Annotated in this window: 16 protein-coding genes; 12 read left to right on the top strand and 4 right to left on the bottom strand. The window is 65.3% G+C overall.

Going from position 1 to position 21609, the window contains the following annotated elements; all coding sequences use genetic code 11:
* Positions 1-40: 40 nt before the first annotated feature.
* The 3 genes from Q0687_RS29195 to pdeM all read left to right on the top strand — a co-directional run bounded on the left by Q0687_RS29195 (position 41) and on the right by pdeM (position 4729).
* The gene (locus Q0687_RS29195; protein ID WP_298884889.1) at positions 41-1270 is read left to right on the top strand and encodes an ABC transporter substrate-binding protein; all 1230 of its coding nucleotides are present in this window, start codon (positions 41-43) and stop codon (positions 1268-1270) included.
* 169 nt (positions 1271-1439) lie between these two features.
* Positions 1440-4004, top strand: a complete 2565-nt coding sequence (locus Q0687_RS29190) for a ligase-associated DNA damage response DEXH box helicase (protein ID WP_298884887.1) — start codon at positions 1440-1442, stop codon at positions 4002-4004.
* 53 nt (positions 4005-4057) lie between these two features.
* The gene (gene pdeM / locus Q0687_RS29185; protein ID WP_298884884.1) at positions 4058-4729 is read left to right on the top strand and encodes a ligase-associated DNA damage response endonuclease PdeM; all 672 of its coding nucleotides are present in this window, start codon (positions 4058-4060) and stop codon (positions 4727-4729) included.
* A 140-nt stretch (positions 4730-4869) separates the two neighbouring features.
* Here the strand turns inward: pdeM and Q0687_RS29180 are convergent, their stop codons facing one another.
* The gene (locus Q0687_RS29180; RefSeq protein ID WP_298884902.1) at positions 4870-5730 is read right to left on the bottom strand and encodes a LysR family transcriptional regulator; all 861 of its coding nucleotides are present in this window, start codon (positions 5728-5730) and stop codon (positions 4870-4872) included.
* Positions 5731-5827: 97 nt separating this feature from the next.
* Between Q0687_RS29180 and Q0687_RS29175 the strand changes: the two genes are divergently transcribed.
* Both Q0687_RS29175 and Q0687_RS29170 read left to right on the top strand, forming a co-directional pair.
* A complete protein-coding gene (locus Q0687_RS29175) occupies positions 5828-6736 on the top strand; it encodes a DMT family transporter (RefSeq protein ID WP_298884883.1) in 909 nt (302 codons plus the stop codon).
* A 14-nt stretch (positions 6737-6750) separates the two neighbouring features.
* Positions 6751-7524: an MBL fold metallo-hydrolase gene (locus Q0687_RS29170; protein ID WP_298884882.1), complete on the top strand. Its 774-nt coding sequence runs from the start codon at positions 6751-6753 to the stop codon at positions 7522-7524.
* A 162-nt stretch (positions 7525-7686) separates the two neighbouring features.
* Here the strand turns inward: Q0687_RS29170 and Q0687_RS29165 are convergent, their stop codons facing one another.
* Positions 7687-11244, bottom strand: coding sequence for a hypothetical protein (locus tag Q0687_RS29165; RefSeq protein WP_298884881.1), 3558 nt, complete (start codon positions 11242-11244; stop codon positions 7687-7689).
* A 325-nt stretch (positions 11245-11569) separates the two neighbouring features.
* Positions 11570-12169: a PadR family transcriptional regulator gene (locus Q0687_RS29160; RefSeq protein WP_298884879.1), complete on the bottom strand. Its 600-nt coding sequence runs from the start codon at positions 12167-12169 to the stop codon at positions 11570-11572.
* Between the two features lie 174 nt (positions 12170-12343).
* On the opposite strand from Q0687_RS29160, the gene Q0687_RS29155 reads away from it, so the two are divergent.
* Genes Q0687_RS29155 through Q0687_RS29140 form a run of 4 tightly spaced genes read left to right on the top strand, consistent with a single transcriptional unit; the run spans position 12344 to position 18047 of the window.
* The gene (locus tag Q0687_RS29155; protein WP_298884878.1) at positions 12344-12730 is read left to right on the top strand and encodes a nuclear transport factor 2 family protein; all 387 of its coding nucleotides are present in this window, start codon (positions 12344-12346) and stop codon (positions 12728-12730) included.
* A gap of 38 nt (positions 12731-12768) precedes the next feature.
* Entirely contained in the window at positions 12769-14559 is a 1791-nt protein-coding gene (locus Q0687_RS29150) for an acyl-CoA dehydrogenase C-terminal domain-containing protein (RefSeq protein ID WP_298884877.1), read from the top strand.
* A 48-nt stretch (positions 14560-14607) separates the two neighbouring features.
* A complete protein-coding gene (locus Q0687_RS29145) occupies positions 14608-15816 on the top strand; it encodes an acetyl-CoA C-acetyltransferase (RefSeq protein WP_298884876.1) in 1209 nt (402 codons plus the stop codon).
* 20 nt (positions 15817-15836) lie between these two features.
* Positions 15837-18047 carry an FAD-dependent oxidoreductase gene (locus Q0687_RS29140; protein WP_298884874.1) on the top strand — a complete coding sequence of 737 codons (2211 nt, stop codon included), beginning with the start codon at positions 15837-15839 and terminating at the stop codon, positions 18045-18047.
* Positions 18048-18125: 78 nt separating this feature from the next.
* On the opposite strand, the gene gstA is transcribed toward Q0687_RS29140, so the two are convergent.
* The gene (gene gstA / locus Q0687_RS29135; protein WP_298884872.1) at positions 18126-18740 is read right to left on the bottom strand and encodes a glutathione transferase GstA; all 615 of its coding nucleotides are present in this window, start codon (positions 18738-18740) and stop codon (positions 18126-18128) included.
* Between the two features lie 126 nt (positions 18741-18866).
* On the opposite strand from gstA, the gene Q0687_RS29130 reads away from it, so the two are divergent.
* From Q0687_RS29130 to Q0687_RS29120, 3 genes are all read left to right on the top strand, one after another.
* Positions 18867-19364 (top strand): MarR family winged helix-turn-helix transcriptional regulator, encoded by a 498-nt coding sequence (locus Q0687_RS29130; protein WP_298884870.1) that lies wholly within the window; start codon positions 18867-18869, stop codon positions 19362-19364.
* 101 nt (positions 19365-19465) lie between these two features.
* Entirely contained in the window at positions 19466-20836 is a 1371-nt protein-coding gene (locus tag Q0687_RS29125; protein WP_298884869.1) for a glutamate--cysteine ligase, read from the top strand.
* Between the two features lie 134 nt (positions 20837-20970).
* Positions 20971-21537, top strand: coding sequence for a PAN domain-containing protein (locus tag Q0687_RS29120; protein ID WP_298884868.1), 567 nt, complete (start codon positions 20971-20973; stop codon positions 21535-21537).
* Positions 21538-21609: the final 72 nt, after the last annotated feature.

The following is a 21609-nucleotide window of genomic DNA, read 5'->3' as shown; positions in this document are numbered from 1 at the left end:
CGTTCCCAGCACAATGCGCGCACCAGGGAGAGGAACAACAATGACCAAAAATCCATCGCGGCGCGATGTCAGCGCCGCCGCGCTCGCCACTCTTGCCGCATCCGTTCTGCCCGCGCCTTACGTCTGGGCCGCAGAGAAAAAATACGATGCCGGCGCCAGCGACACCGGGATCAAGATCGGTCAGACCGTGCCGCATTCCGGCCCCGGCTCGCTTTACGGCGTGCTCGGGCGCGTCGGCGAGGCCTATTTCCAGATGCTCAACGAAGGTGGCGGCATCAACGGGCGCAAGATCAATTTCCTCACGCTCGACGATGCCTACAGCGCACCGAAATGCGTCGAGGCGACGCGGCGCCTCGTCGAGCAGGAGGAGGTGCTTGCGCTTTACGGCTCGCTCGGCACCGCGCCGCAGACCGCCGTGCACAAATATCTGAACTCCAAGGGCGTGCCGCAGCTCCTGCTCAACACCGGCGCCTCCAAGTGGAATAACCCGAAGGAGTTCAAATGGACGATGGCGGGCCTGCCGCTCTATCCGACCGAAGCGCGCATCCTCGCCAAGCACGTCCTCGCCGTGAAGCCGAACGCGAAGATCGGCATCCTCTACCAGAACGACGATTTCGGCCGCGACTTCTTGGGCCCCTTCAAGAAAACGCTGGCCGACGCCGGCGGTACAGCATCTGTCATCATGGAGCAGACCTACGATCTCACCGATCCCACGGTCGATTCCCAGCTCATCAATCTGTCGAAGTCGGGCGCCGATGTCTTCTACAACATCACGACGGGCAAGGCGACGTCGCAGTCGATCCGCAAAGTCGCCGAACTTGACTGGAAGCCGCTGCAGCTGCTGTCGGCCGGCTCGACCGGCAAATCCATCCTCAGCGCCGCGGGCTTCGAGAATGCCAAGGACATCGTCTCGATCAGCTATGCGAAGGATGCCGGGCCCGGTCGTTGGGAGAAGGATGCGGGCCCCATGGCGTTCGAGGAGCTGCGCAAGAAATATCTGCCGAACATCGCGCCCGACAACACCATCGCCTATGCCGGCTACGGCCAGGCCGTCACCATGGGCGAGATCCTGCGCCGCTGCGGCGATGATCTGACCCGCGCCAACGTGCTGAAGCAGGCATCAAACCTTAACGGCTTCCACTCGCCCTTCTTCCTTGACGGCGTCACCTACAGCTACACGCCCGACGACTACACGCCGATGAAGACGCTGTTCACCCAGATCTTCAACGGCAAGGACTGGGAAGTCTCGGACAAGCCGGTGGTCGAGTAGGGCCGCCACAATCGAGATGCCGTAGGGTGGGCAAAGGCGCGCTCTTCGCGCGCCGTGCCCACGATCTTTCTGTATTCAGCAACAGAACGTGGGCACGCTTCGCTTTGCCCACCCTACGAGACCCTCCCACCCCTCGACGAACCCGCCCCCACGGCTTACCTCTTAAGCCGTGCCGCCCCGCATCCTCAAAATCCCGGCCGAGCCGGCGACGCTGCTGCCCGACCGCTTCCAGAAGTGGTTCACGGCCCGCGGCTGGACGCCGCGTGAACATCAGCTCGCGCTGCTGGAGAAGGCGCGCGAGGATCGATCGGCTCTGCTGATCGCGCCGACCGGCGCCGGCAAGACGCTGGCGGGATTTCTGCCGACGCTGGTGGAGTTGAGTGCCGCGCCTGCGACGCCGGCGAAATCGGTCGTCTCCACCGGCCGCAGCGTCCAGCGCAGCGGTGGCCTGCACACGCTCTACATCTCGCCGCTGAAGGCGCTCGCCGTCGATATCGCCCGCAACCTCGAACGTCCCATCGCCGAGATGAATCTCCCGATCAAGGTCGAGACCCGCACCGGCGACACCCCGGTGTCGCGGCGTCAGCGACAGCGGCGTTATCCGCCTGATGTCCTGCTGACGACGCCGGAGCAGCTCGCTTTGCTGCTGTCCTCCGACGACGCGCCGTTCTTGTTTTCCTCGCTCAAGCGCGTCGTGCTCGATGAGCTGCACGCGCTGGTGACGTCCAAGCGCGGCGATTTGCTGTCGTTGGGTCTTGCGCGGCTATGGCGGCTGGCGCCGCAGATGCGCGCCATCGGCCTGTCGGCGACCGTGGCCGAGCCGGACCAGCTTGCGCGTTTCCTAGTGCCGCAGCCAGAGGGCAAGGAAGTCGCGGCCGACATCGTCGTCGCCGGCGGCGCGGCGCCGCCGCAAGTCGAGATGCTCGACACGCGCGAGCGGCTGCCCTGGGCCGGCCACAGCGCGCGTCACGCGCTCCCCGAAATCTATGAGCTGATCAAGCAGAACAAGACCACGTTGGTCTTCGTCAACACCCGCAGCCAGGCCGAGATGCTGTTCCAGAATCTCTGGAGCATGAACGACGACGGCCTCGCCATCGCGCTGCATCACGGCTCGCTCGACGTCGCGCAGCGGCGCAAGGTCGAGGACGCGATGTCGGCCGGAAAACTGCGCGGCGTGGTCTGCACCTCCTCGCTCGATCTCGGCGTCGATTGGGGCGACGTCGATCTCGTCGTCAATATCGGCGCGCCCAAGGGATCGTCGCGCCTGATGCAGCGCATTGGCCGCGCCAACCACCGCCTCGACGAGGCCTCGCGCGCCGTGCTGGTGCCGGCCAATCGTTTCGAGGTGCTGGAATGTCGCGTCGCCATCGATGCCATCGCCGAGAATGCGCAGGACACGCCGCCCCTGCGCATCGGCGCGCTCGACGTGCTTGCCCAGCACGTGCTCGGCTGTGCCTGCGGCGAGCCGTTCTTCAGCGATGATCTCTTCAACGAAGTCCGCACGGCCGCGCCCTACGCGGACCTCACGCGGCAGGATTTCGACGACGTCGTCGATTTCGTCGCCTCGGGTGGATATGCCCTGAAAAGCTATGAGCGCTTCGCCCGCATCAAGCAGGACAAGGAGGGCCGCTGGCGCGTCGCCAACCCAAAAGTGCGACAGAGCTACCGGATGAATGTCGGCACCATCGTCGAGGACGATATGCTGAAGGTGCGGCTGGTGCGTTCGCGCGGCGGCGGTAGCGGCTCGACCGGTGTGATCGCGCGGGGCGGTCGCTTGCTCGGTGAGATCGAGGAAGCCTTCATTGAAGGCCTCTCGCCCGGCGACACCTTCGTATTCTCAGGCGAGGTGGTGCGCTACGAGACCCTGGTCGAGGACCAGGTCTATGTCTCGCGCGCCCATGACAAGGATCCGAAAGTGCCGTCCTATATGGGCGGCAAGTTCCCGCTCTCGACCTATCTTGCCGAACGCGTTCGCCGTCTGCTCGACGATTCCAGTGCGTGGAAGGGCTTGCCGGAGCAGGTGCGCGACTGGCTGTCGCTGCAAAAGGAGGCCTCGCGCGTGCCCGCCGTGCGCGAGCTGCTGGTCGAGAGCTTTCCGCGCGCCAACAAGCATTACATCGTCTGCTACCCTTTCGAAGGCCGCCTCGCGCACCAAACGCTCGGCATGCTCTTGACGCGCCGGCTGGAGCGCGCCCGCGCGCGGCCGCTCGGCTTTGTCGCCAACGAATATGCGGTGGCGATCTGGGGACTCGGCGATCTCTCCTTCATGATTCGCGATGGCCGCATCGATCTCAACGCGCTGTTCGATCCTGACATGCTCGGCGACGACCTCGAAGCGTGGCTTGCCGAATCCGCGCTGATGAAGCGCACCTTCCGCAATTGCGCGATCATCTCCGGTCTGATCGCGCGCCGCCATACCGGCGAAGAGAAGAGCCGCCGCCAGGTGTTGTTCTCCACCGACCTCGTCTACGACGTGCTGCGCAAGCACCAGGCCGATCACGTCCTCTTGCGCGCCGCGCGCGCCGATGCCGCCACCGGCCTGCTCGATCTGCGCCGCCTCAGCGACATGCTGATGCGCATCCAGGGCCGCATCACCCATCGGGAACTCGACCACGTCTCTCCGCTCGCCGTCCCCGTGATGCTGGAAATCGGCCGCGAGTCAGTTTATGGCGAAGCTGCAGACGAGCTCTTGGCCGAAGCGGCCGACGAGCTGGTCAAAGAGGCGATGGGATAGAAGCAGGTTTTGAAGTGACGTTGGGCGCGCTGATTTCGGGAGATGACGACGACATGCGCGTTGCCAGGGTCAGCATCAGCGATGTGACCTTCGCGGCCGATCTCTCCGGTGCGCTGTTCTGGGAAGAGCAGCGCCTGCTCGTCGTCTCCGACCTTCATCTCGAAAAGGGTTCCAGCTTCGCCATGCGCGGCGTGCTGCTGCCGCCTTACGACACGCTGGCCACGCTCAGCCGGCTCGCTGCTGTCATCTCCCGCCATAACCCCAAAATCGTCATCGCGCTCGGCGACAGCTTTCATGATCGCTCCGCGCATGAGCGCCTGTCCGCAGATGACTGTGACGCCGTCGCCGCGCTCCAGACGGGGCGCGACTGGATCTGGATCTCGGGCAATCATGATCCGATGCTGCCGCGCGATCTCGGTGGCACTGTCGCCGACGAGGTCGCCATCGGCCCGATCACCTTCCGCCACGAGCCCACGGGTGCACATGGCGAGATCGCCGGCCATCTCCATCCCAAGGCCCGCGTCTCCGCGCGCGGCCGCTCGATGGAGCGGCGGTGCTTTGCCAGCGACGGAATGCGCGCCGTGATGCCCGCCTTCGGCGCCTATGCCGGCGGCCTCAGCATCCGCGATGCGGCGTTCGCAAGGATCTTTCCAAGGAACGGCTTTGTCGCGCATTTGCTGGGCGACCGCCGCGTGCACGCGATCGCCGCGTCAAGGTGTTATTGAAGGTCGTGCTGTCGTAGGGTGGGCAAAGCGTAGCGTGCCCACCACCAGCCAATTGCATAGGGATCGTGGGCACGGCGCTTTGCGCCTTTGCCCACCCTACGAGACCGCTCGTTTGGCAACGGCAAAACGATCCTTCCCCCTCATGCCGCCTTCGCCTGCACGTCCTCGCAGAACTCCGCCAAGCGATCCGCCAGCCGCAGCGTCGCGGAGCTGGCGTTCGGTGCGGCCATCAGTGCCACCTCGGTCTTGCTGATCGGCGCAAAGCCGTCCTTTGCCGTCAGGACGCGATGGTCTGACTGGATCGACATCTCCGAGAGAATGCTCAGGCCCATGCCGGCGGCGACTGCGGCCTGGATGCCGGCGAGGCTCGACGACATGTAGGACATGTGCCAGGCCCGGCCGGCGCTTTCCAGCGCATGGATCGCGCCGGCGCGGTAGAGGCAGCCGAGCGGAAAGCCGATCAGCGGCACTGAAGGCACGTTGATGTCGACAGGATGGCTCTTGCTGGTGACCCAGTGCACCTGCTCGGGCCACACCGCGATGGCATCCTTGCCGCCGGCCTCGCGCTTGTAGAGCGCAAGATCGAGCTCGCCGCGCTCGAGATCGCGGGCGAGGTTCTTGCTCTGGTCGGCGCGCACGTCGAGCCGCAGGTTCGGATGCGAGCGCGCGAACGCGCCCAGCAGTTTGGCCAGACGATATGCAGCAAAGTCCTCGGGAATGCCGAGCCGGACCGCGCCGCCGTCGGGCTCGCGCAGCACGTCGCGCGCCTCTTCCGCCAGTGATAACAGCCGCCGGGCATAGGATAGCAGCCGCTCGCCGGCCTCGGTGGGGCGCACGTCCTTGCCATCACGGTGCAGCAGCACCTGGCCGACGTCCTCCTCCAGCCGCTTGATCTGCTGGCTGACGGTCGATTGGGTGCGGTGGACGCGCTCGCTTGCGCGGGTGAAGCCGCCGGCCTCGACCACCGAGACGAAGCTGCGCAGGAGCTCCAGATCCAGCATAGTATCTCTCATTCGAAAATCCACTGATCGCGAGTTAATCATTTAATTTCCAAATGGCAAGCGGCCTCCCTAGATCGAGGGCCTAGGAGAATACCCCATGTCCCTCGCCACCTCGCTTCCCGCCCCCCGCAGCCGCTTCAACACGTTGCCGCTCGCCATCGGCCTGTTTTGCCTGCTGTGGAGCTACGCCTTCGTCGCCGGCAAGATCGGCGTCACCCATTGCCCGCCGCTGATCCTGCTCGCCGCGCGCTTCTCGCTCGCCGGCATCTTGATCCTGGGCGCCACGCTGGTCCGCGGTGACTGGTCTCTGTCATGGCGTGACGCGGTGATCTTTGCCGTGCTCGGCATCGCCAACAACGCGCTCTATCTCGGGCTCGGCTACACCGGCCTGCAATCGGTCTCCGCCGGCCTCGGCGGCCTGATCGTCTCGGCCAATCCGGTGTTCACGGCCGCGCTCGCGGCGCTGTTGCTCGGCGAGGGCATGACCTGGCGCAAGGCCAGCGGCCTCTTGCTAGGCATCATCGGCGTCACGGCTATCGTCTGGCATCGCCTGTCGGTCGGCACGGACTCGCTGCACGGCATCCTCTTTACGCTGGCCTCGCTCGCCTCCATCGTATCAGGAACCATCCTGTTCAAATTGTTCGCGCCGAAGGGAAGCCTTTGGATCGGCAACGGCGTGCAGAATCTCGCGGCCGGCATCGTGCTGACGCCTGTTGCGCTGACCTTCGCGGACGTCCATGCGATCGATTTCACCCCGGGCCTGATCGGCGCGTTCGCCTTCCTCGTGCTCGGCGGCTCGATCCTCGCCTACTGGCTGTGGTTTCATCTCCTGAAAGTGTGTGGCGCGACCGCGGCCAGCGCCTATCATTTCCTGATGCCGCCGCTCGGCATGCTGTTCGCGTATCTCGTGCTCGGCGAACACGTCGAAGCGCGCGACTTGCTGGGGATCATTCCGGTGGCGCTCGGCATTTACCTGGTGACGCGCCCCGCAAAGCCCGTCGTGTAAGAGGAGTTCCCCTCATGCCTGTTTCCATCACCCTGATCGGCGGCCCCACCGCCTTGATCGAGATCGACGGCTTTCGCCTGCTCACCGATCCCACCTTCGATGCGCCCGGCGCCTATCAATTGCCGCACGTGAAGCTGGAGAAGACGATCGGCCCGGCGATGAGGGCCGACGCGATCGGCCCCATCGATGCCGTGCTGCTCAGCCACGACCAGCACTCGGATAATCTGGACAATTCAGGCCGCGACTACCTGCTGCAAGCGCCGCGTGCGCTGACCACCGAGGCCGGCGCAAAACGCCTCGGCGGCCATGTCGAGGGCCTCGCGCCCTGGGCGACCGCACATCTGAAGGATGACGACGGCAACACGCTGACCATCACGGCGACGCCGGCGCGTCACGGTCCTGCCGGCATCGAGCCACTATCGGGCGATGTCATCGGTTTCGTGGTGCAGTCGAGCCGGAAAGATACGCGTCCCGTCTATATCAGCGGCGACACCACCTGGTTCGACGGCGTTGCCGAAGTAGCGCGCCGCTTCAAATGCGGTGTGGTGATGCCCTTTGCGGGCGCAGCGCAGACGCGTGGCCCGTTCCATCTCACCATGGACACCAACGACACCATCGAGACCGCGCGCGCGTTTCCAGATGCCATGATCGTGCCCGTGCACACCGAAGGCTGGGCGCATTTCCGCCAGAACGGCGAGGATCTGCGCAAGACGTTCGACGTGCTTGGTTTCGGCACGCGGTTGCGGCTCCTGGAGCCCGGCGTGCCGACGGTGGTGGAGGCGCCGTAGCCCTCATCGTCGTCCTGGCGAAAGCCAGGACCCATTACCCCAGGGGGAAGTTGTTGCGACGACTCGCAGTGACCGATCGGCGCCGAATGACTGCCAGCCTTCGCCAAACTGAATTCGGTGGTTATGGGTCCTGGCTTTCGCCAGGACGACGGAGGATGGAGATTAACGCGCGGCTGACGCCGACTTCTTCGTCGCGACCGGCTTCGGCGCCGGCTTTGCGGCGGCCTGCGGAGCGCTGTCCCAGCCGCCGGCGGGCGCCGCAACGTTGACGGCGTCATCGGGCTGCGGCTCGGCGCTGAAAGTCTGGATCGCGAGCTTGGCGGCGGCGAGCGATTGCGGGTCGAGGCGTTTGGCGACGTCGTCGCGCTTGGTCGCCGCATCCGCATCGCCCTGTCCGGCGGCGAGGGTGAACCATTTGTAGGATTCGGCGAGGTTCTGCTCCACGCCGATGCCGCGGGCGTAGAGGATGCCGAGGTTGAACTGGCTGTCGGCGACGCCGCGGTCGGCGGCCTTGCGGAACCACTGCGCCGCGCTCTTGTAGTTGGCGCCGTGTCCGCCGCCATCGGCGTCGAGCACCGCGAGATTATGCATCGCTTTGGCGTTGCCGCGCTCGGCGGCCTGGGTGTAATAGCGGCGGGCGATGTCGGCGTCCTTCTTCACCCCTAAGCCCTTTTCATAGAGCGTTCCGAGGCGGAAGGTTGCGGGCACCACGCCGGCCTGCGATGCACGGTCGTACCATTTTGCGGCTTCGTCGTAATTCGCAGCCACGCCCTTGCCCTCGGCATAGCGTACGCCGATCTCGTAGGCGGCCGTCGCATCGCCCTTCATCGCGGCGACGCGCAGGGCGGGACCGGCGATGCCGTCGGGCAGCTTCTCGCTCGGCGGGACCTGGACCACACCTAGCCGTGCGCGGCTCGTGCCCGACAGCGCGCCGGTGACGTCGCTGTTGGTCGCCGGCGCAGGTGGTGTTGCTGCAGAAGGCGCGGGCGGAATTTCGACCGAAGCCGTGCTGCCGGAGTTCGGTGCCGGCGCGGCATTGTTCAGCGACTGCTTGCCGATCGGCGTCGGCGAGGTCATCGACGGCGTGACCTGCTCGGGCGCGGCGGGCTTGGTCTCGACCGGCGGCGGCGCCTGTGGCGCCGGCTGGCTCGTATTTTCCATCGCCTGCGGCGCCGGCGCCGGCGGCGGGCTACCGCCGTCCAGAAGGTTCATCGCCATCTTGAACGTGCCGAGCACGATCACGACCACGCTGGCGCCGACCAGCAGCGAGCGGATCTTTGACGTGATGGTCGAGCCGCCTTCCGAGCCTGCGGCCGGTGCTTTTCCTTGAGCCTTGTCCTTGGTGCGCGCAGCGATCGCAGCCTTGACGCCGCGGGCGGGCTTTTCCTGTGGCTGTGCGGCAGCAGCTTGCGCGGCGCGCCGTGCGGCGGCAATGAAGCTCGACGACGACACCGGCTCTTTCGGTGCGGCGGGGATTTCGCTGATCGCGCTTTCGGACGCGGCAATGCGCTCGGACGGCGTGGCGGGCCGACCGGTCGGACGCGTGCCGGGCTCGAGCGGATGATCCGGCGGCAGTTCGGGCGCAATCGCGGCGCGGGCCGGCGCGGTGTGCGGCTCGAGGATCTCGCTGATCGCATGCGGCGGAACTGGCTGTGCCATCGGCACCAGCGGCGGCGCTGCGGGCGCGGCGGCATGGAATTCACGCGGCGCGGCGACGAAGCCGGACTGGTGCTGCTGCTGGGCGGCCGGATTAGGCAGCTCAGGCTTCGGATCGTATTTCGGCTGCGGCGGTTGGGGTTGCCATTGCTCGCGTGCCACCGGCGCCGGCTCGAGCTGAGCGGCCATCGGCATAGACGCGGCCGCTGGCATGGGCGCAGCCATCGGCATCGGCGCAGCGGCCGGCGGCGCTGATCGCACTGCGCGCAGATCGCCTTCGATCATGGCAAGGCGATCGACGACATGGCCGAGCGTGTTGTGCACGGCCTCCAGCGAATCCTGGGTGCTGCGGTTGGTCTCGGCCTGGCTGTAGCGGATATCGGAGAGCTCGCGCTTGACGAGATCGACCATGCCGGAATCGGGCGACGGTGCCGCATTGCGGCTCTCGGCCAGCGCGGAATAGGTCGCCTGCTGACGCTCGAGGTGGCGCAGGATGTCGTGCAGCCCGTCCTCGACGCGGCTGAAATTGCCGCCGCGCTGATCCGAAGCGGCTTCCAACCGCTCCAGCAGGTAGGAGACGCGCTGCTCGAGATGCGCAAAGGTCGATGCCGAATCGTTGCCGACCTGCATCCGGTCGAAACGGTCGGACAGCGCGCGGATCGCCGCTTCCAGATGTTCGGTGCTCTCGGCGGCTTGCGGCCGCTCGCGCGTTTCCAGCGCGGCCGTGAGCGCGGCGATGCGCTGCTCCAGCACGGCAAAGCTGTCGCCGCGGTCCGAGGCGCGATTGACCTGGTCGACCTTGGACGACAACAGCTGCACGTCCTCGGAGAGCCGCGCCAGCGCTTCGTTGGAGGCGACGTTGGAGACGATGCCGCGCAGCGCCGAGATCGCGCCTTCGAGCTGGCGCACCGTCGAAGGATCGTCATTGGCGCGCAGGATCAAATCGAGCTTGGCGCCGAGGTTGCGGATCGCCTCGTCATAGCCGGTGAGCTGCTCGGCCGGCGTCAGCGTGCGCAGCACTTGCTTGATGTCGGACAGCGCGCGCTCGATGCCCGACAGCACCTGGCCGTCGGTGCCGTTGGAGCGGGTCTCGTCGATGCGACGGTGCAGCGAGCGGATCTCGTTCTCGATCGATTCGATCGCGCGGCGCGGCATCGCCTCGGTGATGGCGTTGCGGATCTCGGCGAGTTCGGCGCGGAAGCCGTTGATCGCCTGCTCGGTATTGTCCGGCCGCTGGAGCGACTCGATCTGGCTCGTGATCTTGAGCAGATGGCGTTCGAGCGACGAGAAATCCGGCCCCGGCTGCGGTGGCGGCGGAGCGTAGGCAGGCGCAGGCGGCGCCATTGGTGCCATCGGGGCCGCGTAGGGAGCCGCAGAGGGTGCGATCGACGGCGTGGCGCGGGGCGGCAATTGCCGCGGTGCGAATCCGTCGAGCTCGCTCTGCCGCGCGGTGATCTCGGCGACAGCGACGTCGAACGACGCGGGGCTCAAGGGTGGCGAGTTGCGATAGACTTGCGCGGCCGCGCGCTCGACCGCATCGGCCTGGCGCTGGCGCGATTCGACGGGGCTCGGTGCCGGACGCTGTGCCTGCGGCTGCTGCGGCTGCTGCGGCTGCTGCGGTTGCGGCTGTGGGGGCCGCGAGATCTGCGACAGGCGGGCGTCGAGCCGCGAGATCGCGTCGTTGAGCTGGCGGGCGACGCCCTGCTCGCGCGAGACATCTCTTTCACGAGAAGAATCTTGGCGTGAAGAATCCTGGCGCGGCGCGACGGGCTTTGAAATCCGTTCGATCTGCTGGGTGATCGCGTCGAGCCGCTGATGGATGTCGGCGACTTCCCGGCTCTCCTGACTAAATTCTTGGCTCTGCATCGGTGCTGAGCGCGGATCCTGGCGTTGATCCTGACGCGGCTGCTCGTAGGGACCGCGAAAATTCGGCGGCGCAGTCTCGCCGAGCGTGGAGTTCAGCCAATCGTTGAGTGACATGCCGGCGCGGCGCGCAGCAGCTTCGGCCCGCTCCCTGACGGATGGATCGATACCGTCAACACTCCACGATACGCGCGAATTCATGACTCTGTCCGGTTCCGACTCCGGCGCCCCACCCGACGCCTCCAGTCTCCCCACGCGTGCCGGTTGAAAGACAATCGGATTTGGCGCGGGTCGTCTGCCTCGAAATCCGACTTTTGTCGGTTACGGTAAACAACGGGTTAAGGAAGCCGCCGCCGGTGTCTTAAAGTTGGGCGGCGGGAACCTCCCCTCCTGTCATCGCCCGCGAAGGCGGGCGATCCAGTACGCCGCGGCGGCTCGATTCCAGCCGCGTCGTCTCGGAGTACTGGATCGCCCGGTCGAGCCGGGCGATGACAGCGGAGACTTGGCGAAACTGGCGGATCCAGCCTCAGCCCTTCTCCCGCTTGCCGTCGTCCAGCGGCACCACCGTGCCGGTCCCCTTGTCCTTGCCTGACATCGCCGACAGCGCATCGAGCGCCTCTTCGCAGAAGTCCGCCACCATCTGCTCGTGCCGCGCGCCGAGACGCAGCAGCAGGAGATTGCCAAGGTCGAGCACATCGGAGGCGGTGCCTTCTGGAAAACGCTTCTTCAGGATCCGCTCGTAGTTCTCGTGCCGGTCGCGATGGTGCTCCAGCCGGTCCATCAGATCGGTGCGGATCGGCTCGATGTCGATGCTGTCGAGCGCATGCAGCCGGATCAGCAGGTCGTCCTTGATCGAGGGCGGGGTGCTCGGTCGCGCGGCCCAGTGCCGCAGCGCTGTTCGGCCTTCGGGAGTCAGCGTATAGATGAGCTTATTGGGCTTGCCTGTCTGCACCACCTCGCGGCCCTGGATGTAGCCGCGGTCGCGCAGCTTGGAGAGCTCGCGGTAGATTTGCTGGTGGTCGGCCTTCCAGAAGAAGCCGATCGAGGAATCGAACGTCTTGGCGAGCTCGTAGCCCGTCATCGGACGTTCCGTCAGGCATGCGAGGATCGCGTCGCCCAGCGCCATGTGTCCTGCCCCCCTGCAGCCTTAACCAACCAGCTTGACTTTATGCGTATCGACGCATATGCGTCAATGTGCATATGAGGTGGGGCGCCAGACCCCCGGAAGAAGACCCTTAGCGCTACTGTGCATGGGGTTGTTTTCGCGTTTTGCCAAAGCCCTATTGGGAGGCACCTGACAATGACCGGCCTCGACTCCTGGTACGCCTACATGAGGTCTCACGACACCAAGGCGTTGTGGGAGCTGCTGCATCCTGACGCCGTGTTCGAAAGCCCTGTCGTGCACACCCCGCAACGCGGACGCGACATCACCTTCAAATACCTCGCCAGCGCCGAGAAGGTGCTCGGCGGTCCCGGCTTCATTTATGTCGGAGAATGGCGAAGCGACCGCGGCGCCGTGCTCGAATTCAAGACCATGATCGACGGCATCGAGATCAACGGCGTCGACATCATCACTTTCGATAGTGAGGGGCGCATCACCCATTTCAAGGTGATGGTGCGTCCGCTCAAGGCCATCAACATGCTGCACCGCCTGATGGCGGAGCAGCTCGCCGCTGCCCAGTCCTAATTCAGCATCACCACTTCAAGGCTTGCCGGGAGACCATCATGCCGATCTACAAAGCCCCCGTCGAAGACGTAAACTTCTTGCTCAACGACGTCTTCCAGATCGACCGCTACGACAACCTCGCCGGCTTCTCCGACGCCTCGAGCGACGTGCGTGAAGCGATCCTCGGCGAGGCCGCCAAGCTCGCCGAAGAGGTGCTGCAGCCGCTCAATCGCATCGGCGATCTCGAAGGCTGCAAGCGCGCGGACGACGGCAGCGTCACCACGCCGAAGGGTTTCAAGGACGCCTTCAAGCAGGTCGCCGAAGGCGGCTGGCTTGGCCTGTCGGCACCGACCGAGTTCGGCGGCCAGGGCCTGCCGGTAACGTTGAGTCAAGCGGTCAACGAATTCCAGATCTCCGCCAACATGGCGTTCTCGATGTACGGCGGCCTCACCATGGGCGCGACCGCCGCGCTGATCGTCCACGGCTCGCCGGAGCAGAAGCAGACCTACGTGCCGAAGATGGTGGCGGGCGAATGGACCGGCACCATGAACCTGACCGAGCCGCATTGCGGCACCGATCTCGGCATGCTGCGCACCAAGGCGGTGCGCCAGGCCGACGGCAGCTTCAAGATCACGGGCACCAAGATCTTCATCTCGGCCGGCGAGCATGACTTGGCCTCCAACATCATCCACCTCGTGCTCGCCCGCATCGAGGGCGCGCCATCAGGCATCAAGGGCGTCTCGCTGTTCGTGGTGCCGAAATTCATGGTGAACGCCGATGGTTCGCTCGGCGCACGCAACGGCGTCGTCTGCGGCTCGATCGAGCACAAGATGGGCATCCACGGCAACTCGACCTGCGTGATGAACTACGACAACGCCACCGGCTGGCTGATCGGCGAAGAGAACAAGGGCATGCAGGGCATGTTCGTGATGATGAACGAGGCGAGGCTCGGCGTCGCCGTGCAGGGCCTCGCGCAGTCGGAAGTCGCCTATCAGAACGCGGTCGCCTATGCCCGCGAGCGCCTCCAGGGCCGCGCGCTGTCAGGCGTGAAGGCGCCGGACAAGCCGGCCGACCCGATCATCGTGCATCCCGACGTCCGCCGCACGCTGCTCTCGATCCGCGCCTTCAACGAGGCCGCGCGCGCCTTCGTGATGTGGACCGCGCTGAAGAGCGACGTCGCCCATCGCTCCGAAGACCCGAAGGACCGTCAGGCCGCCGACGATCACATGGGCCTGATGACCCCCGTGCTGAAGGGCTTCCTCACCGACTACGGCTTCGCCAACGCGGTGCAGGCGCAGCAGATGTATGGCGGCCACGGCTATATCGCCGAGCAGGGCATGGAGCAGTTCGTGCGCGATGCCCGCATCGCGATGATCTATGAAGGCGCCAACGGCATCCAGGCGCTCGACCTCGTCGGCCGCAAGCTGCCGCGCGACGGTGGCCGCGCCATCATGGCGTTCTTCGGCGAGGTCGGCGCGTTCGCCAAGGAGAATAGCGGCGACGAGGCGATGAAGCCCTTCATCACCCCGCTCTCGACCTCGCTCGGCCATCTCCAGCAGGCCACGACCTGGCTGATGCAGAACGCGATGATGAAGCCCGACAATGCGGGCGCCGCCGCAACCGACTATTTGCATCTCTTCGGCTTCGTCACGCTCGGCTATATGTGGGCGAAGATGGCGAAGGTAACGCATGCCAAGATTGCCGAGAGCGGCGCGACGCCCTATCTCTCGACCAAGCTCGTCACGGGCCGCTTCTTCATGGAGCGGATGCTGCCGGAGACCGCGGCCAATCTCGCGCGCATCCAGTCCGGCTGCGCCACCATCATGGAATTGCCGGCGGAAGCATTCTGAGCCTGCTTCCGCGCTACCAGAATTCGAACAACAGATCAGGAGGGCGTCATGCCTGAGGCATTCATCTACGATCACGTTCGCACCCCCCGCGGCCGCGGCAAGGCGGACGGCGCGCTGCACGAAGTCACGGCGCTGGCGCTCGCCACTGTGCCGCTGAAGGCGCTCAAGGACCGCAACAACCTTCCGGAAGATTCCGTCGACGACGTCGTGCTCGGCGTGGTCGATCCGGTCGGCGAGGCCGGCAGCGACATCGCGCGCTTTGCCGCGCTGAAGGCCGGTCTCGGGGAAGCCGTCCCCGGCGTGCAGATCAGCCGTTTCTGCGCCTCCGGCCTTGACGCGGTGAACTTTGCCGCAGCCCAGGTCATGAGCGGCCAGCATGAGCTGGTGATCGGTGGCGGCGCCGAATCCATGAGCCGCGTCGGCATCGGCGCCTCCGGCGGCGCCTGGCCGATGGACCCCTCGATGGCGGTGCCGGCCTACTTCATGCCGCAGGGCGTCTCGGCCGATCTGATCGCCACCAAATACGGCTTCTCGCGCGACGATGTCGACGCCTATGCCGTGCAGAGCCAGCAGCGCGCGGGCAAGGCCTGGGACGAAGGCCGCTTCAACAAATCCATCGTGCCGGTGAAGGACATCAACGGCCTCACCATCCTCGCCAAGGACGAGCATATGCGTCCCTCGACGACGATGCAGTCGCTGGCGCAGTTGCAGCCGTCGTTCACGATGATGGCGCAGATGGGCGGCTTCGACGGCGTCGCCGTGCAGTCGCATCCGGAGATCGAGCGCGTCAATTACGTGCACCATGCCGGCAATTCGTCGGGCATCGTCGACGGCGCCGGCGCCGTGCTGCTCGGCAGCAAGGAGGCGGGCGCCAAGTATGGCATGAAGCCGCGTGCCAGGATCCGTGCATTCGCGAATATCGGCTCGGAGCCGGCGATGATGCTGACCGGTCCGGTCGACGTCACCGAAAAGCTGTTCGCGCGTTCCGGCATGAAGAAGTCGGATATCGATTTGTTCGAGCTCAACGAAGCCTTCGCCTCGGTCGTGCTGCGCTATATCCAGGCCTTCGACATCGACAACGCCAGGATCAACGTCAATGGCGGCGCCATCGCGCTCGGCCATCCGCTCGGGGCCACTGGCGCGATGATCCTGGGCACCGTGCTCGACGAGCTCGAGCGCACCAACAAGTCCACCGCTCTCGTCACGCTGTGCATCGGCGGCGGCATGGGCACCGCGACCATCATCGAGCGCGTCTAAGGGAAAGGGGAGCAACCGACATGGCTTACAAGAATTTCAAGGTTGAGACCGATTCCGACGGCATCGCGCTGGTCACCTGGGATATCCCGGGCCGTTCGATGAACGTGCTCGACGAGACCTCCACCAGCGAGCTGGACGCGATCGTCAAGGAGACGACCGCCGATGCCGCGGTGAAGGGCGTGGTCATCACTTCGGCGAAAGAGGCGTTCTGCGCCGGCGCCGACCTCTCCATGCTCGAGGGCATGAACCAAGCCTACGCCAAGGTCTTCAAGGAGCAGGGCGAGACTGCGGCGAACCAGATGCTGTTCGAGCAGAGCCGCCGCTTCTCCCAGGTGCTGCGCTCGATCGAAACGTCGGGCAAGCCGTGGGCAGCCGCGATCAACGGCCTCGCGCTCGGCGGTGGCTTCGAGATCACGCTGTGCTGTCACTACCGCGTCGCCACGGAGAATCCCAAGACCCGCCTCGGCCTGCCCGAGGTCAAGGTCGGCCTGTTCCCCGGCGCCGGCGGCACGCAGCGCGTGCCGCGCCTGGTGCCCCCGCAGGATGCGATGACCATCCTGCTCAAGGGTGACCCTGTCACGATCGAAAAGGCGAAGGCGCTGAATCTGATTCACGCCATCGTCCCTGCCGCCGATCTCATCAAGGCCGCGAAAGACTGGATCAAGGGCGGCGGCAAGGCCGTCGCGCCCTGGGACGAGAAGGGCTTCAAGCTCCCGGGCGGTCCTGTCTTCTCCAAGGCCGGCATGATGATGTTCCCGGCCGGCAACGCGATCTATCGCCGCGAGACCTACGACAATTATCCGGCCGCGCGCGCGATCATGAGCTGCGTCTATGAGGGCCTGCAGTTGCCGATCGACGCCGCGCTGCGCGTCGAGTCGCGCTACTTCACCTCGGTGCTGCGTTCGAAGGAAGCGGCCGCGATGATCCGCAGCCTGTTCCTCTCGATGCAGGAGCTCAACAAGGGTGCGCGCCGTCCGAAGGACGTGCCCGCCACCAAGGTGAAGAAGATCGCAGTGATCGGCGCCGGCTTCATGGGCGCGAGCGTGGGTTACGTCTCGGCCCGCGCTGGGCTCGACGTCGTTCTGATCGATCGCGATCAGGAAAGCGCCGACAAGGGCAAGGCGCATGCGCAGAAGGTGATCGAAGACCAGATCAAGAAGGGCCGCGCCAAGCCTGATGATGCCGAGAAGCTGCTCGCGCGCATCACGCCGACCGCGGACTATGCGGCGCTGAAGGACGTCGACCTCGTGATTGAGGCCGTGTTCGAGGACCGCAAGGTCAAGGCGGAGACGTTTGCCAAGGCGCAGGAATACCTCAAGCCGGACGTGATCTTCGCCTCGAACACCTCGACGCTGCCGATCACCTCACTGGCCGAGGGCTTCAAGGACCAGGGCAAGTTCGTCGGCATCCACTTCTTCTCACCGGTCGAGAAGATGATGCTGGTCGAGATCATCAAGGGCAAGAACACCGGCGATGTCGCGCTCGCGACCGCGCTCGACTACGTCCGCCAGATCGGCAAGACGCCGATCGTGGTGAACGATAGCCGCGGCTTCTTCGCCAATCGTTGCGTCGGCCGCTACGTCGCCGAAGGCAACGAGATGTTCCTCGAAGGCGTTCCGCCGGCGATGATCGAGAACTGTGCCAAGATGGCCGGCATGCCGGTGGGCCCGCTCTCGCTCTCGGACGAGGTCGCGCTCGACCTCGGCCTCAAGATCATGAAGGCGACCGAAGCCGATCTCGGCCCCAACGCCATCAACCCCGACCAGAAGAAGCTGATGGTCGAGATGGTCGAGAAGCAGGGCCGCCTCGGCCGCAAGAACAAGAAGGGCTTCTATGACTATCCGGAAGGTAAGGGCCAGAAGAGCCTGTGGCCGGGCCTCTCCGCCCTGCAGCCCAAGCAGCTCGACCCCGATACGCTCGACGTCGAGGAGCTGAAGCAGCGCTTCCTGGTGGTGCAGGCGGTGGAAGCCGCGCGCACCGTCGAGGACCACGTCATCACCGATCCGCGCGAAGCGGATGTCGGCTCGATCCTCGGCTTCGGCTTCGCGCCGTTCACCGGCGGCACGTTGTCCTATATCGACTTCATGGGCACGAAAAAGTTCGTCGAGCTCTGCCACAAGCTCGAAGCCAAGTACGGCTCGCGTTTCACGCCGCCGAAGCTGCTGGAAGAGATGGCGGCGAAAGGCGAGACCTTCTACGGCCGTTTTGCGCCGAGGAAGGCCGCGGCCTGACGACATCTCGACGACGCAGAAACGACAAAGGCCGGATCCTCGATCCGGCCTTTCGCGTGTTCCGTCCTTGTTGCGGGCTTACTTTGCCTGCGCCAGCCCTTCCTTGGTCAGCGCTTCCTGGACCTTCGGCCGGGCCGCGACGCGAGCCTTGTAGGCGGTGAGGTTGGGCATGGCGGAGAGGTCGAACTTCATCCGGTCGCCCCAGGTCAGCATCGTGAAGAGATAGCCGTCGGCGACGGAGAACTGCTTGCCCATGAGGTAGTCCTTGCCGGCGAGCTGACTGTCGATGTGCTTCAGCTTGCCCATGACACGGTCCTTGAAGAACGCCTTGGCTTCGTCGTTCAGCGCCGGCGCGAACATCGGGCCGAAGCTCTTGTGCACCTCGGAGGTGAGGAAGTTCAGCCATTCGAGCAGCTTGTAGCGTTCCGAGCTGTCGCGCGCCGGCGCCAGCGCCTTGGCCGGGGCCTTGTCGGCGATCATCTGGACAATGACCGGGCCTTCGGTCACGATCTCCCCGCTATCGAGGCCCAGCGCGGGGACCTGACCCTTCGGATTGACCTTCAGATAGTCTTCACCGTTCTCGAGCTTCTTGGCCCGGATATCGACCTTGACCAGCTCATAGGGCAGGTCGGCCTCCAGAAGCGCGATATGGGGGGACAGCGAGCAGGCGCCGGGCGAGTAATACAGTTTCATGGAATTTCCTCCTCTTGACGCTTGGTTGGGGCGAAACAACGCCTACATGCACTTGCATGCAATAGTCAAGATTGATGCAGGTGCATCGAGTGGGGTAAGAAGCGGACGACGATCTTGAGCGGGACCATGAAACGCAAACCATCAACCGAGGCAACCAGTGCCTGGATCCGCCTGATGCGGGTGCAGAGCCGCGTGCTCGACTGCGTGGAGCAGGACCTGAAGAAGGCCGGGTTCCCGCCACTGGCATGGTACGACGCGCTGCTTGAATTGTCGCGCGCGCCGAGCGGCGAGCTGCGGCCGGTGGAACTCGAACGGCAGATGCTGATCCCGCAATACTCCACCTCGCGGCTGATCGACCGCCTGGTCGACGAGGGGCTCGCCTCAAGGCGCGAATGCCAGATCGACAAGCGCGGCCAGTTCGTCGAGATCACGGAGGCCGGCCGCGAATTGCAGAAGCGGATGTGGGGCGCCTACTCGGCTGCCATCGAGAAATATGTCGGCTCGAAACTCTCCGATGCCGATGCCGTCAAGCTCAGCGGTCTGCTCGACCGGCTGGGCTGCTCGTGCGGCGAGATGAAGCTGCCGCCTGTCGTCAACGTCAACGAAACCACGCCGTCGCGATGACCACGCGGCAAACCATCTCGTCCGCGCGCCCGGTGGGTTCGCGGACCATCCCCGTCACCCGCGCGCCTTCGATCGAAGCGCCCTTTTGATTAGAGTTTGATATGGCGCGAGACCAGATCGATATGACGCCGCTGCAATCGCGCGACGAGCTCGTTGCGTGGTTCGAGGCCGGCTGCAAGGACCCGTCCGAATTCCGTATGGGTACCGAGCACGAGAAGACGCCGTTCACGCTCGAAGACCACCGCCCGGTTCCGTACGAAGGCGCGCGCGGCATCGGTGCGCTGCTCGAAGGCATGAAGCTCCTGCTCGGCTGGGAGCCGATCATGGAGAAGGGCAACATCATCGGTCTCTATGACGTCACCGGGGGCGGCGCGATCTCGCTGGAGCCGGGTGGCCAGTTCGAGCTGTCAGGCGCGCCGGTCGAGAACGTGCACCAGACCCAGAGCGAGCTGATGGCGCATCTGGCGCAGGTGCGCGAGATCGCAACCCCGCTCGGCATCGGCTTCCTCGGCCTCGGCATGACGCCGTCCTGGTCGCGCGCCGACATCCCTGTCATGCCCAAGGGCCGTTACAAGATCATGACCAATTACATGCCGAAGGTCGGCCAATACGGCCTCGACATGATGTATCGGACCTGTACGGTGCAGACCAATCTCGACTTCTCCTCCGAAGCCGACATGGTCAAGAAGCTGCGCGTCTCGCTCGCGCTCCAGCCGGTCGCGACCGCCCTGTTCGCCAATTCACCGTTCACGGAAGGCAAGCCCAACGGCTTCCTGTCGTTCCGCTCCGAAATCTGGCGCGACACCGACAACGCACGCGCCGGCATGATGCCGTGGGCGTTCGAGGACGGCATGGGTTTCGAGCGCTATGTCGACTACGCGCTCGACGTGCCCATGTATTTCGTCAAGCGCGGCGACGAATATATCGACGTGTCGGGCTCCTCGTTCCGTGCCTTCTTCGATGGTCGCAACAACAACCTGCCCGGCGAACGTCCGACGCTGTCGGACTGGGCCAATCATCTCTCGACGATCTTCCCCGAGGTGCGGCTCAAGCGTTATCTCGAGATGCGCGGTTCGGATGGTGGCCCGTGGGGCCGTCTGCCGGCGCTGTCGGCATTCTGGGCCGGACTGCTCTATGACGACGTGTCGCTCGATGCGGCCTGGGACATGGTGAAGCACTGGACCGCGCCTGAGCGCCAGGCTCTGCGCGACGATGTGCCGCGCTTCGGCTTCAAGGCGCGGATCAAGGACCGCTATCTGTTCGAGATCGCCAAGGAATGCCTCGTTCTGGCACATGCGGGCCTGCGCCGGCGCGGCCGCATCGATGCGATCGGCCGCGATGAAACCCGGCATCTGGAGCCGCTCGATCGCATCATCGATTCCGGCCGTACGCCTGCCGAGGAGATGCTCGAAAAGTTCAACGGCGCCTGGAAGGGCTCGGTGGAACCGGCCTACGCGGAATACGCGTTCTAGCGCCCTTTCCATTCCATTCTAGGCAAATAGGCCAACGGCCGGGCTCTCAGCCGTTCATCGCCCGTACAGGTTTGCGGCGATCAAATGACGGGCCGAAAAATCTGAGCGTCGTCAATAACTCGAAAGCTGTTCCGATGGGGAAGGGCCGCCTGCTTGGGGCCGTCATGGCTTGCATCGTGGCCTGTGTCACGCTGCTTGCGCTCGCCTTTGCGAGCATCCCTGCGCGCGCCCAGACGGCGTTCGACCGGCCCGGCGGTGATTATTTCAACACGCCGGTCGCATCGGGTGATCCCGAGGATTGCGCGCTGCTTTGCGAGCGCGATCGCCGCTGTCGCGCCTGGAGCTTCGCCTATCCTGATATCGATGGGGCCGCCGCGGTGTGCTGGCTCAAGAATACCGTGCCGCCGCGACAGCCCGCCAATTGCTGCATCTCCGGGGTGCGCGGTGCCGGCGTGATCGAGCCGCGCGTCGAGGGCGTCGAGACCTCGATCGACCGCCCCGGCGGCGATTTGCGCAATTTCGATCTGAAGGAAGGCGAGGGCGAGGAGGCCTGCAAGGCCGCCTGCACCGCCGACAACAAATGCCGCGCTTTCACCTATGCCCGCCCGGGCTATACCGGGCGCGAGGCGCGCTGCTTCCTGAAAAAGGACATCAAGCCGCCGCGGCGGAAGGCCGGGTTCACGTCGGGCGTGGTGCGGTAGGCGCGAACTCTCTCCCGTCGTCATTGCGAGCGCAGCGAAGCAATCCAGGCTGGTTCCGCGGAGGGACTCTGG

Origin of the sequence: uncultured Bradyrhizobium sp. (assembly GCF_936928535.1) — a bacterium.
Classification (GTDB): Bacteria; Pseudomonadota; Alphaproteobacteria; order Rhizobiales; family Xanthobacteraceae; genus Bradyrhizobium.
Note: the sequence above shows the minus strand (reverse complement) of the source record. Positions and strands in the feature narration are given on the sequence as shown.